General features: G+C 66.9%; 16 protein-coding genes. 8 read left to right on the top strand and 8 right to left on the bottom strand.

Going from position 1 to position 15111, the window contains the following annotated elements:
* Positions 1–76: 76 nt before the first annotated feature.
* From BN1263_RS00905 to BN1263_RS00870, 8 genes are all read right to left on the bottom strand, one after another.
* Positions 77–466: a Na+/H+ antiporter subunit G gene (locus tag BN1263_RS00905; protein ID WP_012481450.1), complete on the bottom strand. Its 390-nt coding sequence runs from the start codon at positions 464–466 to the stop codon at positions 77–79.
* Entirely contained in the window at positions 463–747 is a 285-nt protein-coding gene (locus tag BN1263_RS00900) for a K+/H+ antiporter subunit F (protein ID WP_005411334.1), read from the bottom strand. The genes BN1263_RS00905 and BN1263_RS00900 overlap by 4 nt, the downstream gene beginning before the upstream one ends.
* A complete protein-coding gene (locus BN1263_RS00895; protein ID WP_058978892.1) occupies positions 744–1250 on the bottom strand; it encodes a Na+/H+ antiporter subunit E in 507 nt (168 codons plus the stop codon). Before BN1263_RS00895 ends, BN1263_RS00900 begins: the two co-directional genes overlap by 4 nt.
* Positions 1247–2782 carry a monovalent cation/H+ antiporter subunit D gene (locus tag BN1263_RS00890; RefSeq protein WP_058978890.1) on the bottom strand — a complete coding sequence of 512 codons (1536 nt, stop codon included), beginning with the start codon at positions 2780–2782 and terminating at the stop codon, positions 1247–1249. Before BN1263_RS00890 ends, BN1263_RS00895 begins: the two co-directional genes overlap by 4 nt.
* Entirely contained in the window at positions 2779–3171 is a 393-nt protein-coding gene (locus BN1263_RS00885; RefSeq protein ID WP_019661517.1) for a Na+/H+ antiporter subunit C, read from the bottom strand. The genes BN1263_RS00890 and BN1263_RS00885 overlap by 4 nt, the downstream gene beginning before the upstream one ends.
* On the bottom strand, positions 3171–5999 hold the full coding sequence (locus BN1263_RS00880) for a monovalent cation/H+ antiporter subunit A (protein WP_058978889.1): 2829 nt from the start codon (positions 5997–5999) through the stop codon (positions 3171–3173). Before BN1263_RS00880 ends, BN1263_RS00885 begins: the two co-directional genes overlap by 1 nt.
* Before the next feature lie 333 nt (positions 6000–6332).
* Positions 6333–6818 carry an Mpo1 family 2-hydroxy fatty acid dioxygenase gene (locus tag BN1263_RS00875; protein WP_005411329.1) on the bottom strand — a complete coding sequence of 162 codons (486 nt, stop codon included), beginning with the start codon at positions 6816–6818 and terminating at the stop codon, positions 6333–6335.
* A gap of 201 nt (positions 6819–7019) precedes the next feature.
* Positions 7020–7946 carry a phosphoribosylaminoimidazolesuccinocarboxamide synthase gene (locus tag BN1263_RS00870; protein ID WP_058978887.1) on the bottom strand — a complete coding sequence of 309 codons (927 nt, stop codon included), beginning with the start codon at positions 7944–7946 and terminating at the stop codon, positions 7020–7022.
* Positions 7947–8087: 141 nt separating this feature from the next.
* Here BN1263_RS00870 and BN1263_RS00865 point away from each other — a divergent pair, with 141 nt between their 5' ends.
* The 8 genes from BN1263_RS00865 (at position 8088) to trpD (ending at position 15068) form a co-directional block, all read left to right on the top strand.
* Positions 8088–8417, top strand: a complete 330-nt coding sequence (locus BN1263_RS00865; protein WP_008265098.1) for a J domain-containing protein — start codon at positions 8088–8090, stop codon at positions 8415–8417.
* Positions 8418–8474: 57 nt separating this feature from the next.
* Positions 8475–9152, top strand: a complete 678-nt coding sequence (gene rpe, locus BN1263_RS00860) for a ribulose-phosphate 3-epimerase (RefSeq protein WP_058978885.1) — start codon at positions 8475–8477, stop codon at positions 9150–9152.
* Positions 9153–9164: 12 nt separating this feature from the next.
* On the top strand, positions 9165–9647 hold the full coding sequence (locus BN1263_RS00855) for a GNAT family N-acetyltransferase (protein WP_026347198.1): 483 nt from the start codon (positions 9165–9167) through the stop codon (positions 9645–9647).
* A gap of 218 nt (positions 9648–9865) precedes the next feature.
* Positions 9866–10804 carry a lipid kinase YegS gene (gene yegS / locus BN1263_RS00850; protein ID WP_058978883.1) on the top strand — a complete coding sequence of 313 codons (939 nt, stop codon included), beginning with the start codon at positions 9866–9868 and terminating at the stop codon, positions 10802–10804.
* Between the two features lie 303 nt (positions 10805–11107).
* Entirely contained in the window at positions 11108–12583 is a 1476-nt protein-coding gene (gene trpE, locus BN1263_RS00845; RefSeq protein ID WP_058978881.1) for an anthranilate synthase component I, read from the top strand.
* A gap of 67 nt (positions 12584–12650) precedes the next feature.
* The gene (locus tag BN1263_RS00840) at positions 12651–13430 is read left to right on the top strand and encodes an SIMPL domain-containing protein (protein ID WP_021202668.1); all 780 of its coding nucleotides are present in this window, start codon (positions 12651–12653) and stop codon (positions 13428–13430) included.
* 2 nt (positions 13431–13432) lie between these two features.
* Complete coding sequence (locus tag BN1263_RS00835) at positions 13433–14020, top strand: anthranilate synthase component II (RefSeq protein ID WP_019661509.1); 588 nt, start codon at positions 13433–13435, stop codon at positions 14018–14020.
* 16 nt (positions 14021–14036) lie between these two features.
* Entirely contained in the window at positions 14037–15068 is a 1032-nt protein-coding gene (gene trpD, locus BN1263_RS00830) for an anthranilate phosphoribosyltransferase (RefSeq protein WP_058978880.1), read from the top strand.
* Positions 15069–15111: the final 43 nt, after the last annotated feature.

Here is a 15111-nt window from a genome sequence, read left to right as displayed (position 1 = left end):
CCCATGCTCGGCTGCTGTTCGTGCCGACCAGCGGTCGGCACCTACCGGGCGTCACATTGCCGGCCAGCGGCCGGCACTACCGGTTCTGCGTGGTTTCTTCTTCCCGCACCGGCTCCGGCGGTGGCAGCTGCTCCTCGGCGGCGCGTTCGTTGCCCGGCAGGGTGGGGCGGGTCTCCATCAGCAGCGACAGCGCGGCCTTGGCCATCATGTGCGCGCTGATCGGTGCGGTGATGAACAGGAACACGGTTATCAGCAGCTCGCGCGGCTGCGGGTCCTGGCCGAGGAAGATGTGGTAGCAGACCGAGCACACCAGCACGCAGCCCACGCCCAGCGTGCTGGCCTTGGTCGGCGCGTGCAGGCGCTTGAAGAAGGTCGACAGCTTCACCAGGCCCAGTGCGCCGACCAGGATGAAGAAGCAGCCGAACAGCAGCAGGATCGACAGGCCGATCTGGATGGCAGTGATCATTCGACGATGTCCCGGCGCAGCACGAACTTGCTCAGCACCACGGTGCTGCCGAAGCCAAGCATGGCGATGATCAGCGCCGCCTCGAAGTAGATCGGTGAATTGAGGTACATGCCGAACAGCATCAGCTCGGCGATCGCGGTCACCGACAGGGTGTCCAGTGCGAGGATGCGGTCGGGCACGGTCGGCCCGCGCAGCAGGCGCCAGGTGGCCAGCAGCATGGCCAGGCCGACCACGTGCATGCACACCACCAGGGTGGTCTGGATGACTTCAAAACCGGTCATGGGAAGATCTCCATCAACGGCGCCTCGTAACGGCGCTTGATCGTCTCGATCAGGTCCTGTGGGTCCTCCAGGTGCAGTACGTGCACCAGCAGGAACTTGCGGTCGTCGCTGAGCGCGGCCGAGACCGTGCCCGGGGTCAGCGTGATCATGCTGGTCAGCGCGGCGATGCCGTGGATGTTGGCGATGTCCAGCGGCAGCCAGATGAAGCCCGGGTGGATGTTCTTTTCCGGGCCCAGCACCTGCAGGGCGACGCGGATGTTGGACATCAGGATGTCCAACAGGGTTACGCACACCAGCCTGGGCAGCGGTCGCAGGGTGCCGATGCGCGCGAACTCGCGGTCCAGGCGCGCGGCGAACAGCGGCACCACCACGCCCAGCACCAGTCCCAGCACGGTCTGGCCGAGGGTGAAGCTGTCGGACATCAGCAGCCAGAACGCCACCACCATGATGCTGAGCATCGGCGAGGGAATCAGGCGACGGAACAGGGAGCGCTGGGCGGTCATGGCTGGCGGATCTCCGGCGTGGTCGCACGCAGTTGCTGCACGTACTCGCTGGGGTGCAGCAGCTGTGCGGCGGTGGCGTCGGTGTAGCGCATCAACGGTGCCGCGGCCAGGGTCATGCCGATGCCGTAGGCCAGCAGCAGGCAGGCGGCGTAGAGTTCTACCCGGCGCAGGGGAGCCTTGCGCGGCTTCGGTGCTTCTGGATCGACCGGCGGCACGCGCCAGAACAGGCGGATGCCGCCGCGGGTCAGGCCCATGATCACCAGCAGGCTGCTGACCAGCACGGCGGACCAGACCGGCCCGGTGTACTGCGCCGGCATGCCGGCCAGCAGCGCGGCCTTGGCCAGGAAGCCGGACAGTGGCGGCAGGCCGGCCACCGACACTGCCCCGATCAGGAACAGCACCGCTGGGGTTTCCTTGCCCGGCATCGGTGCCACCACTTCCTTGCGGTCGCTGGCACCGCCGCGACGACGGCGGATCAGGTCGGCGATCAGGAACAGCGCGGCGGCGACGAAGCTGCTGTGCGGCAGGTAGTACAGGCCCGCCGAGAGTACCTGCGGCGTGCCCACCGAGAAGGCGATGAACAGCGTGGCCGCCGACACGATCACCAGGTACGAGATCAGGACGCGCAGGCGGGTCGCGGCCAGTGCACCCAGGCCACCGAGCACCAGCGTCGCCACGCCGGCCCACAGCAGCCAGTCGCGGCCATAGCCGGCCATCGCGCCTGCGTCATCGCCGAACCACAGCATCTGGATGCGCAGCACCGAGTACAGGCCGACCTTGGTCATGATCGCGAACAGCGCAGCCACCGCTGCTGGCGCACGCGAATAGGCTTCCGGCAGCCACAGGTACAGCGGCATCAGCGCGGCCTTGGCGCAGAACACCAGCAGCAACAGGCCCATCGTCGCCTTCACCAGGGTCAGCTGTGCCGGCGGTACTTCGGCGATGCGCTGCGACAGCTCGGCCATGTTCAGCGAACCCAGCGTGGCGTACAGCAGGCCCAGCGCGATCAGGAACAGGGTCGAGGCGGTGACGTTGAACACCACGTAGTGCAGGCCGATGCGCATGCGCAGGCCGCGGCCACCGCTGAGCAGCAGGCCGTAGGAGGCGATCAGCATCACCTCGAAGAACACGAACAGGTTGAAGATGTCGCCGGTCAGGAACGCACCGTTGAGGCCGACCAGCTGGAACTGGAACAGCGCATGGAAGTGCGGTGCGCGGCGGTCCCAACCCGAGCAGGCGTGCAGCAGGCAGGGAATGGCCAGCAGCAGGGTGGTCAGCAGCATCCACGCCGACAGCCGGTCGGCCACCAGCGCGATGCCCAGCCGCGACGGCCAGTCGCCCAGCAGGTAGACATTGATGTCACCGCCCGCGGTCGACGCGAACAGCAGGCCCACCGCCAGCGCCAGCGCCGACAGCGCGGTCCACGCGACGGCGCGCTGCACCCTGGGGCCGTAGCGGCGATGTTCGACGAACAGCGACAGTGCAGCACCCAGCAGGGGAATCAGGATCGGCAGGATCACCAGGTGGTTCATGCGCGGTCCTCGCCCTGGCGCGGCGGCACGCGCTCATCGTGCAGGTCGTCATCCGGCTCGTGGGCGTCCACATGGTCGCTGTGGTTGTCGCTGCGGCTGCGCATGGCCAGCACGATGCTGACCGCGGTCATCGCGAAGGCGATCACGATCGCGGTCAGCACCAGCGCCTGTGGCAGCGGATCGGTGTAGTTGCCGAGGTGGCTGTCCACGCCCTCCTGCAGCACCGGCGCCTTGCCCAGCACCACGCGGCCACCGGCGAAGATCAGCAGGTTGGTGGCGTAGGACAGGAAGGTCATGCCGAGAATCACATCGAAGCTGCGCGCACGCAGCAGCAGGTAGATGCCGATGGCGGTCAGCACGCCGATCGCGGTGGCCAGGGCCAGTTCCATCAGTGCATCTCCCCGGTACGTGCCGAACGGCGTTGCAGGTCGATCTCGCCCTTGCGGGCAGTGCGGGTACGCGACGGCTTGATCGTGCCCATCATCGACAGCATCAGCATGGCGCCGCCGAACACCACCAGGTAGACGCCGATGTCGAAACCGATCGCACTGGCCAGCGGCACGTCGCCGATCAGCGGCAGGTGCAGATCGAGGTGGCCGCTGGTGAGGAACGGCACGCCGAACAGCATCGAGGCACTGCCGCTGAGCAGGGCGATCAGCAGGCCCATGCCGATGCAGCGGATGTAATCGAAGCCGAAGCGCGATTCCACCGACGTGGTGCCCTGGATCACGTACTGGATCAGCAGCGGCACCGCCAGCACCAGGCCGGCGATGAAGCCACCGCCCGGCGCGTTGTGGCCGCGCAGGAACAGGAAGATCGATACGGTCAGAGTCAGCGGGAACATGATCTGGGCCAGGTCGGCTGGTACAGGCAGCTTGATCGGAGGGCCGGGCATGATCTGCTCCGGTGCCATCCGCGTGCGCCGCAGCAGGGCATGCACCACCAGCGCGGCGATGCCGAACACGGTGATCTCGCCGAAGGTATCGAAGCCGCGGAAGTCGACCAGGATCACGTTGACCACGTTCTGGCCATAGGCCTCGGGCAGGGCACGGGCGAGCAGTTCGCCGGCCATGGTGTTCGGCGGCAGGGTCATCGCCGAATAGGCCAGCGCACCCAGCCCGGCGCCGGCGATGATCGCGATCACCGCATCGCGGCGCTTGCGCCAGCGCGGACGTTCCGGCCCGGACTGCGCCGGCAGGTAGTTCATGCCCAGCAGCATCAGCACCAGGGTGACCATCTCCACCAGCAGCTGGGTCAGGGCCAGGTCGGGTGCGGACAGGAACACGAAGGTCAGCGCCACCATCAGGCCGACGCCGCCGACCAGCAGCACCGCCAGCAGGCGCTGCTTGTAGATGCGCAGGGTGGCGACCGCACAGGCCATCATCACCAGCCAAAGCGCCCAGCCCAGCAAGGGAACCGGCTGCGGCGCGGTCCAGTTCGGCGAGGCCGGATTGGCCACGAACGGCGCGGCGGCGACCACGATCGCCACCAGCACCAGGCCCTGCAGCATGCGCTGCAGGCTGCCATTGGCGATGCCGTTGGTCAGGCGCATGGCCAGTGCGGACACGGCGTCCAGCTGTGCATGGAACACATTGCGGCCAGTGCTGACATTGGTCACGGCATGCAGGTTGATCAGCTTGCGCAGGCCGAAGTACAGCGCCACACCGCCGACCACGCCGATGGCGCTCATCGCCAGCGGCAGGTTGAAGCCGTGCCATACCGCCAGGCTGTACTCGGGCATGGCACTGCCGAGGATCGACGCCGCAGCGGCATGCAGCACCGGCGCCACGGTCAGTGCCGGGGCGATGCCTACTGCCACGCAGATCACCACCAGCAGTTCCACCGGTACCTTCATCCAGCGCGGCGGCTCATGCGGCACGCGGTCCAGGTCCTGCGGGCCGGGGCCGAAGAAGGTGTCGTGCACGAAGCGCAGGCTGTACGCCACCCCGAATACGCCAGCCAGCAACGCGGCGATCGACACCGCCGTGCGCATGATCCCCGGGCCTCCGGCCGTGATCGCCTCGGCAAACAGCATTTCCTTGGACAGGAAGCCGTTGAGCAGCGGGATGCCGGCCATCGCCAGCGAGGCAATGATCGCCAGCGCGCTGGTGAACGGCATCAGCCTGCGCAGGCCGCCCAGCTTGCGCATGTCGCGGGTGCCGGTTTCGTGGTCGATGATGCCGGCGGCCATGAACAGCGAGGCCTTGAAGGTGGCGTGGTTGAGGATGTGGAACACGCCGGCCACCACCGCCATCGGCGTGGACAGGCCGAACAGCAGGGTGATCAGGCCCAGGTGGGAAATGGTCGAGTACGCCAGCAGGCCTTTCAGGTCGTGCTGGAAGATCGCGTTCCAGGCACCGATCAGCAGGGTCAGCGCGCCGATGCCGCTGACCGTATAGAAGAACAGGTCGCTGCCGGCCAGCGCCGGATGCAGCCGCGCCAGCAGGAACACGCCGGCCTTCACCATGGTGGCCGAGTGCAGGTAGGCCGAGACCGGGGTCGGCGCCGCCATCGCGTGCGGCAGCCAGAAATGGAACGGGAACTGCGCGCTCTTGGTGAAGATGCCCGCCAGCACCAGGAACAGCGCGTACGGGTACAGCGCGCTGGCGCGGATCTGCTCGCCGGCCGCCAGCACCACGTCCAGGTCGAAGCTGCCGACGATGCGCCCGATCAGCAGTACGCCACCGAGCAGCGCAAGGCCGCCGCCGCCGGTGATCACCAGCGCCATGCGCGCGCCCTCGCGGGCGTCCTGGCGATGTGACCAGAAACCGATCAGCAGGAACGAGCTGATGCTGGTCATTTCCCAGAAGATCATCAGCAACAGCAGGTTGCCCGACAGCACCATGCCCAGCATGGCGCCCATGAACAGCAGCAGGTAGCAGTAGAAGCGGTGCGCGTTGTCCTGCTGGCTCAGGTAGTAGCGTGCATACAGCACCACCAGCGCACCGATGCCCAGCACCAGCCCGGCGAACATCCAGGCCAGCCCGTCCAGGCGCAGGGTGAAGTCCAGCCCGATCTGCGGCAGCCAGGGCACCAGGGTGCGGACCACCTGGCCATCGAGCACGGACGGCGTGAGCCAGCCGAGGATGGCCAGCCCGCCCAACGGCGCCAGCGCCGCCAGCCAGGCAGCAGTCGAGCGCGAACTACGGGGGAAGGCCGCAACAGCCGCTGCCATCAGGAACGGCAGGGCCAGCAGCAGGGGCAGGCTGGGGAGCATGCAGGGAATCCATGATTCACGAGCAGGTCAGGGAGGATAACAGGCTGCGAAATGTCGCTGAAACCCATCGAACAGCGATCAATTGCATGTAACGTCCGCTGATTCATATTTTCTGCGACGCAACATCGCGTTCCTGCGTCTTCTCCTCGCTTGCCCTCGGGGGACGCCCTACGCCCACGCAGGGAGACCGCAGGCCCTGTCTCACAGGGGCTGCCGACGACGGGCGGGAAGTGGGGAGCGGATCACCGGCGCAGGCTGGCAGGGCCGTCGTGGAGTGCGGGTGACGGAATCTGCCCGTTCAGGAAACGAGGGGCGCCGTCGGCCCTGGGCAGGTCAGTAGCGCCAGTCGAGCTTGCGGTAGAACTTGGCCATCACCCAGGCCGGGCCGATCAGCAGGTAGGTCAGGTCGGTCAGGAAGCTGGGCTTGCGGCCCTCGAACTTGTGGCCGATGAACTGCGCGATCCAGGCCACCACGAACACGCCCACCGCCAGCCAGAACAGGTTGTGCAGGCCGATTTCGGCCTCCAGCAGGCGGCACAGGCAGCCGAACACGAAGAACTGGATGAGCATGCCGATGCCCAGCGGGCGCGACAGTTTGTTGTAGAAGCACCAGGCGCTGAACATCGCGAACGCCGACCAGATGCCGTACTGGAACCAGGTGATCAGCGGCGGCAGGCACCAGAGCAGGGCCACCACCGACCACAGGATCGCCGGAACCGCCACCACGTGGATGCGCTGGTTGATCACATTGCGGTGGTCGTCGGAGTAGCTGGCGAAATAGCGGTCGATCGGCCGCGCAAGCTCGGTGGATGTCTGCATGCTGCGTTGCTTCCTCGGACAACGGTAGTGCCGGCCGCTGGCCGGCACTCCAGAGCATAGCCGAGTTCATGAGGTTGCCGGCCAGCGGCCGGCACTACCAGAGCCAGGCCATGCCTGGCTGCGGATTCGCCGAGGTTGCCGGCCAGCGGCGGGCACTACCCCTTCAGAGCGCCCCGCCTTTCCGGCCGGGGGCGCAGGGGATCAGTCGACGCTGATCCCGGCCAGGCGCTGCAGTGCCTCGGCGTACTTGGCGCGGGTGCGCTCGATGATCTCGGCCGGGATGGTCGGGCCCGGGGCGGTCTTGCCCCAGTCCAGCGTCTCCAGGTAATCGCGCACGAACTGCTTGTCGTAGCTCGGCGGGCTGGTGCCCACTTCGTACTCGTCGGCCGGCCAGTAGCGCGAGGAATCCGGCGTCAGCATCTCGTCCATGATGTACAGGCGGCCATCGGCGTCGGTACCGAACTCGAACTTGGTATCGGCCAGGAGGATGCCGCGCTCGCGGGCGTAATCGGCCGCGAACTTGTAGATGCGCAGGGTGGCGTCGCGCACGCGCTCGGCCAGGTCCGCACCGACCTGCTTCACCATCGCGTCGAAATCGATGTTCTCGTCGTGGTCGCCGACGGCGGCCTTGGTCGAGGGGGTGAAGATCGGCTCGGGCAGCTGCTCGGCCTGGCGCAGGCCGTCGGGCAGATCGATGCCGCTGACCTTGCCGGTGCGCTGGTAATCCTTCCAGCCGCTGCCGATCAGGTAGCCGCGGGCGATCGCTTCCACCGGCACCGGCTTCAGCTTGCGGGTGACCACCGCGCGCTTGGCATACAGGGCAGGGTCCACGCCTTCGGGCAGCACGCTGGCCACGTCGATGCCGGTCAGGTGGTTGGGCATCAGGTGCGCGGTCTTGGCGAACCAGAAGTTGGAGACCTGGCAGAGCATCTCGCCCTTGCCCGGGATCGGGTCGGGCAGGACCACGTCGAACGCCGACAGGCGATCGGTGGCCACCATCAGCAGGTACTCGCCCGGCGGGGTTCCGGCTGGCAGCCGCTCGCGCGGGATATCGAACACATCACGCACCTTGCCGCGATGGCGCAAGGGCAGGCCGGGGAGATCGGATTGCAACAGCGTGGTTGGCACGGGCACTCCTGGGGCGTTGTCGATACGGCTGCCCAGCGGACCCGGCGGGCCCGCGGACCAGCGGGCGGCCTAGTGTAAAGCGGTCCGGGCCCGCTGTGACGTAAAATGAGCATCCATTTCGCCGGTCGACCCTGGGGCGCCATGCGCTGGTACGGAAAACTGCTCGGTTTCATCGCCGGGGCCCTGCTGTTCCGGCCCAATCCGCTGTTCGGCGCGGTAGTCGGCCTGTTGATCGGCCATGCCTTTGATTCGGACTGGTTCCGCCTGAACAAGGAGAACCCGTACCGGGAGCTGGGGCTGACCTCCGAGGCCACCGATGCCGAGATCGAGCGCGCCTACCGAAAGCTGATCTCGCAGTACCACCCCGACAAGCTTGGCGGCGCCGCCCCCGAGCTGCAGCAGCAGGCCGAGCAGAAGTCGCGGCGGATCAATGCCGCCTACGACCGTATCAAGACCCTGCGCAAGCGCTGATCCGACAGTCCCGCCTGCGGGCGGGAGAATCCTTTCCCCGTTCCGAAGGCCCCGGCCATGTCCAACTGCCTCATCGCCCCGTCCATTCTCTCTGCCAACTTCGCCCGTCTCGGCGAGGAAGTCGACAACGTCCTCGCCGCCGGCGCGGACTGGGTCCACTTCGACGTGATGGACAACCACTACGTGCCGAACCTGACCATCGGCCCGATGGTCTGCCAGGCGCTGCGCAAGCACGGCGTGACCGCGCCGATCGACGTGCACCTGATGGTCGAGCCGGTGGACCGCATCATCCCGGACTTCGCCGAGGCCGGTGCCACCTACATCAGCTTCCACCCGGAGGCGAGCCGCCACGTGCACCGCACCATCCAGCTGATCCGCTCGCTGGGCTGCAAGCCGGGCATCGTGCTGAACCCGGCCACGCCAGTGGACATCCTCGACTGGGTGCTGGAGGACCTGGACCTGGTGCTGCTGATGTCGGTCAACCCGGGCTTCGGCGGCCAGGCCTTCATCCCCTCGGCGCTGGACAAGCTGAAGGTGGTGCGCAAGATGATCGATGCCAGCGGCAAGGACATCCGCCTGGAGATCGACGGTGGCGTGAAAGCCGACAACATCGGTGAGATCGCCGCCGCCGGCGCTGACACCTTCGTTGCCGGTTCGGCCATCTTCAACGCCAGGACCAGCTACCAGGACGTGATCGCGCAGATGCGCGCGAACGTTGCTGCGGCAAGGGGCTGAGCCATGGGTACGGTGGCCGTGTTGAACATCCGCCCGGCCACCGTGGCCGACGCTGGCCTGATCCTGCGCTTCATCCGCGAACTGGCCATCTACGAGAAGGCCGAGCATTCGGTGCAGACCGATGAGATCGGTATTGCCGAAAGCCTGTTCGGTGCCGATGCGACTGCCCGCGCGTTGATCTGCGAAGCCGACGGTGAGGCCATCGGCTATGCGGTGTATTTCTACAACTACTCCACCTGGCTGGGCCGCAAGGGCATCTATCTGGAGGACCTGTACATCAGCCCGGAGAAGCGCGGCGGCGGCGCCGGCAAGGCACTGCTGAAGTACATCGCCCGCCAGGCCGTGGCCGAAGGCTGCGGTCGTTTCGAATGGTCGGTGCTGGACTGGAACACCCCGGCCATCGAGTTCTACACCGCCGCCGGCGCAAAGCCGCAGGACGAGTGGACCGTGTACCGGCTGCAGGGCCAGGCGCTGCACGATTTCGCCAACGGTTGACGTGAAATCCACGCATGGCGTGGATCTACTGCGGCAAAAAAAGGCCACGCCAATCACTGGCGTGGCCTCGCTGCATGCGTGGGAGGCTGATCCTGCCTCCATCCGTCGTCCCTGCTATGGCCTTCCATTCTCCAGCAGCTGAATGACATCTGCGTGACATTCACCGCGGGCAAACAGCGCATTGCTAGCCTGTGCCACCGCATCCCTGGAAGCTCTGCATGACCACCCCGCGCTGGCGCCTGATCCTCAACGGCAAATCCGCCGGCAACGATGAGTTGCGCGACGCCGTCGGCCATTGGCGCGGACAGGGCGTGCAGCTGGAAGTGCGGGTGACCTGGGAGGACGGTGACGCCGAGCGCTATGTCGCCGAGGCGATCGATCATGGCGTGGATGTGATCGTGGCCGCCGGAGGCGATGGCACGCTCAGTGCGGTGGCCGAGACACTGGCGCATCGTGAGGAGCTGGCAGATGCGCTGCCCTCGCTGGCGCTGGTCCCGATGGGGACCGCCAACGATTTCGCGACTGCTGCCGGCATTCCCACTGAGCCGAAGGAGGCCTTCGCCTTGATCGGGCAGGCGACGCCGCACGCCATTGACCTGTTGCGCGTGGACGCCGATGGCACGCAATGGTGGTGCGCCAATCTCGCCAGCGGTGGCTTCGGCACGCAGGTGACGGTGGAGACTGATGCGGGCTTGAAGAAGATGCTGGGCGGGCTGGCCTATGTGATCACCGGTATCGCCAAGCTCGGTCGCATCGAGCCGATCAACGCGCGCCTGTCCGGCCCGGACTTCGCCTGGGAAGGCGACTTCATCGCCCTGGGCATCGGCAATGGTCGCCAGGCCGGTGGCGGCCAGCAACTGTGTCCGCAGGCATTGATCGATGATGGGCTGCTGGATGTGACCGTGCTTCCGGAACTGGAAGGGGAGGTCACCGCCACCCTCGGCCAGATGCTGAAGTCCGGCACCCAGGCTGCGCTGGAACAGCTGGCCACGCGTGCGCGGCTGCCGTGGCTGCAGGTGGAGTCCGAGCGCCCGTTGACCCTCAACCTGGACGGCGAGCCGGTACAGGCCCGCCAGTTCCGCATCGAGTGCGTGCCGGGCAGGGTGCGCATGCATCTTCCGGCTGGCTGCCCGTTGCTGGCTGGGAAGGGGAGGTAGAGTCGACTGTTAGTCGACTGCTCTTCGTTCCGACGGCGTAAAACCCCGCGCTACGCGCGCAAGTCGACTAACAGTCGACTCTACCGGTTCCCGCGCCGGTCCCCCACCGGTCCCCGCCATGAGCCCTGTGCTTTCCCGTGGTTCAGTTTCCCAGGGTTCCCCTGCCGTCCAAGCTGCGATACAGTCAAGGGGTGTCCAGCCTGACGACCCCGCATACCCTTTCTTCCGCACGCCGTTGGTGGCGATGGTGGCCCGTTGCCGTCGTCCGCCCCCATAACGCTGTGTCCCGGAAGGAAAGTCGTCTTGAACTCGCACGCTCAGTTTCAGCAGCAGGCCGCTGAAGGCCACACCCACATTCCCGTCGTCCGCGAAGTGCTGTCCGACCTGGACACGCCGCTTTCGGTCTATCTGAAGCTCGCCGACGGCCCCAATACCTACCTGTTTGAATCCGTCGAAGGCGGCGAGCGCTTTGGTCGTTACTCGATCATCGGCCTGCCGGCGCGCCGTGTGTACGCCTTCCACGGCCACACGCTGACCGTGCGCGAAGACGGCCAGGTGGTGGACACCCGCGAGGTGGCCGACCCGTTCGCCGAAGTCGAGGCGCTGCGCAGCGCCCACTCGGTGCCGAAGCTGGACGGCCTGCCGGGCTTCACCGGTGGCCTGGTCGGCTGGTTCGGTTTCGAGTGCATCGGCTACATCGAGCCGCGCCTGGCCCCGCCGGCCGGCCGCGATGAGCTGGGCACGCCGGACATCCTGCTGCTGGACTCCAACGAGCTGGCGGTGTTCGACAATCTGAAGGGCCGGCTGTACCTGATCGTGCACGCCGACCCGCGGGTCGAGGGCGCCTTCGAGCAGGCGCAGGCGCGCCTGGATGCACTGACTGCCAAGCTGCGTGCACCGGGCGCCGGTTATCCCGCACCGCTCAACAGCGACGTGCTGGACGAGTCCGACTTCGTCTCCGGTTTCACCCGCGAAGGGTTCGTCGATGCGGTCCAGCGCAGCAAGGAATACATCCGCGCCGGTGACATCTTCCAGGTGGTGCTCAGCCAGCGCCTGAGCGTGCCGTTCAAGGCGCGCCCGGTGGATGTGTACCGCGCGCTGCGTGCACTGAACCCGTCGCCGTACATGTACTTCCTGGATGTCGGCGACCTGCAGGTGGTCGGTTCATCGCCGGAAATCCTGGTACGCCTTCAGGACGGCGAAGTCACCGTGCGCCCGATCGCCGGCACCCGCCCGCGTGGCGCCACGCCCGAGCTGGACCTGGCGCTGGAAGCCGAGCTGCTGGCCGATCCGAAGGAGCGCGCCGAGCACCTGATGCTGATCGACCTCGGCCGCAACGATGCCGGCCGCGTCTCGAAGGCAGGTACCGTGGAGGTGGGCGAGCAGTTCGTGATCGAACGCTACAGCCACGTGATGCACATCGTCAGCGAAGTGACCGGGCAGCTGCAGCCGGGCCTGAGCTATGCCGACGTGCTGCGTGCCACCTTCCCGGCCGGCACGGTCAGCGGCGCGCCGAAGATCCGCGCGCTGGAAGTGATCCGCGAGCTGGAACCGATCAAGCGCAATGTCTACGCCGGCAGCATCGGCTACATCGGCTGGCACGGCGATGCCGATACCGCGATCGCGATCCGCACCGCGGTGATCAAGGACGGCCGCCTGTACGTGCAGGCCGGCGCCGGCATCGTCTACGACTCGGACCCGGACAAGGAATGGGATGAGACGATGAACAAGGGCCGCGCGCTGTTCCGCGCCGTCGCCCAGGCCGCCAAGGGCCTGTGATCCTCCCCGTGCCGTGGCCTGCGCCGCGGCACCTTCCGCTGTTCCCATTCAAGACAAGGAGTACCGCATGAAGCTGCTGAGCGCATTGCTGTGGTCGTCACTGCTGGCCACGATGGCCCCGTCTGCGTGGGCGCAGGCCAACACGATTCCCTCGCAGCCGCACCTGCTGGTGAAGGGGCAGGGCAGCCGCACGGTGATGCCGGACCGGTTCGGCCTGCAGTTGAACATCGAAGAGACCGACATGGACGCCGACGCCGCGCGCCGCCGCGTGCAGGACAACGTTGCCCGCGTGCTGGCACTGTTCAAGCAGCACAAGGCGGTGGACGGCAGCGTGCGTGCGGACAACCTGCGGATCGGCCCGGCCACGCGCTATGAGCAGAACCGGCAGGTCTTCATCGGTACCCGCGTATCGCGCCAGCTGCGTGCCAGCTTCGCCAGCGTGAAGGCGATGCAGGATGTTCTGGGGGCGTTGAAGGCCAACGAGAACGTACAGGTGAGCAGCCTGGCGCCGACCTATTCGGGCGAAGTGGCGCTGCGCCGCGAACTCAAGGGCGAGGCAGCGGCCCAGACCCGCGAGTCCGCGCAGGGCCTGGCCAAGGCCTATGGAACAAGAGTGCGTGGTCTGTACAGCATCTCCGATGTGGCGCCGGACTTCGCCTACGGCATCCGGGCCGGGCAATGGCCCCAGCAGGGCGAGGACGGCGGGGACCTCGACAGGATCTCGGTGACCGGCAGCTACGCGCCCGCCTCCGCGCCCGCGCCCGCTGAGCCCGAATCCATTGAAGCCGGCCCCATCACCTACACCGAAAACGTGTACGCCATTTTCCTGATAAGCGACGGAACCTGACCATGTTGTGGATGATCGACAACTACGACAGCTTCACCTACAACCTCGTGCAGTACCTGCAGACGCTGGGCGCCGAAGTGAAGGTGGTGCGCAACGATGTGATGAGCGTGGACGAGATCGCCGCGCAGAAGCCCGAGCGCATCGTCATTTCGCCCGGCCCGTGCACCCCCAACGAAGCGGGCGTTTCGCTGGAGCTGATCGAACGCCTGGGCCCGACCACGCCGATCCTCGGCGTGTGCCTGGGCCACCAGGGCATCGGCCAGGTCTACGGCGGCACCGTCATCCGCGCCGGCAACATCATGCACGGCAAGACCTCGCCGATCCGCCATGAGGGCAAGGGCGTGTTCGCCGGCCTGCCGGACCGCTACCAGGCCACCCGCTACCACTCGCTGGTGGTGGACAAGAACAGTCTGCCCGACTGCCTGGAAGTGACCGCCTGGACCGAGAACGAGGACGGCTCGATCGAAGAGATCATGGGCCTGCGCCACCGCCAGTTCCCGGTGGAAGGCGTCCAGTTCCATCCCGAATCCATCCTCACCGAACACGGCCACGCGCTGCTGCGCAATTTCCTCCAGCGCCCGGCGGCCTGATCCAAGGAGCATACCCATGAGCTTCTCCCCCCAGGAAGCCCTGCAACGCACCATCGAGCACCGCGAAATCTTCTTCGACGAAATGGTCGACCTGATGCGGCAGATCATGCGCGGCGATGTGTCTCCGATGATGACCGCCGCGATCCTCACCGGCCTGCGCGTGAAGAAGGAGACCGTGGACGAAATCGCCGCGGCGGCCACCGTGATGCGTGAATTCGCCCGGCCAGTGCCGGTGGCCGATACCTCCAACCTGGTTGATATCGTCGGTACCGGTGGCGATGGCTCGCACACCTTCAACATCTCCACATGTTCGATGTTCGTGGCCGCTGCCGCCGGTGCGCGCGTGGCCAAGCACGGCAACCGCAGCGTGTCGTCCAAGTCCGGCAGTGCCGATGCGCTGGAAGCGCTGGGCGCGGTGATCGAACTGCAGCCGGATCAGGTGGCCGCGGCCATCGAGCGGACCGGCATCGGCTTCATGTTTGCGCCGATCCATCATCCGTCGATGAAGGTGGTCGCGCCGGTACGCCGCGAGATGGGCGTGCGCACCATCTTCAACATCCTCGGCCCGCTGACCAATCCGGCCAGCGCGCCGTCTGTGCTGATGGGCGTGTTCCATCCCGATCTGGTGGGCATCCAGGCCCGCGTGCTGCGCGAACTGGGCACCGAGCGCGCGATGGTGGTCTGGGGCCGCGACAACATGGACGAGATCTCGCTGGGGGCGGGCACCCTGGTGGGCGAGCTGCGCGACGGCAAGGTCCGCGAGTACGAGATCCACCCGGAAGACTTCGGCATCGCCATGTCGGCCAGCCGCAACCTGCGCGTGGACGGCCCGGAACAGTCCATCCAGATGCTGCGCGCGGTGCTGGACAACGAGCCGGGCCCGGCGCTGGACATCGTGTCGCTCAATGCCGGTGCCGCCCTGTACGTTGCCGGCGTGGCCAGCGATATCGGCGATGGCCTGGCCCGTGCCCGTGCCGCCATCGCCAATGGCAGCGCCCGCCAGCGCCTGCAGCAGTATGTGGAAACCACCCGCGCGCTGGTTGCCTGAGCGCGCGGTTCAGCCTGACCCCGTCGATGGCCCGATAATGGCC

Source organism: Stenotrophomonas thermophila (assembly GCF_001499715.1).
In the GTDB taxonomy this organism is placed as follows: Bacteria; Pseudomonadota; Gammaproteobacteria; order Xanthomonadales; family Xanthomonadaceae; genus Stenotrophomonas; species Stenotrophomonas hibiscicola.
The sequence above is the reverse complement of the archived record's forward strand: the minus strand, read 5'-3'. Positions and strand labels throughout refer to the sequence as shown.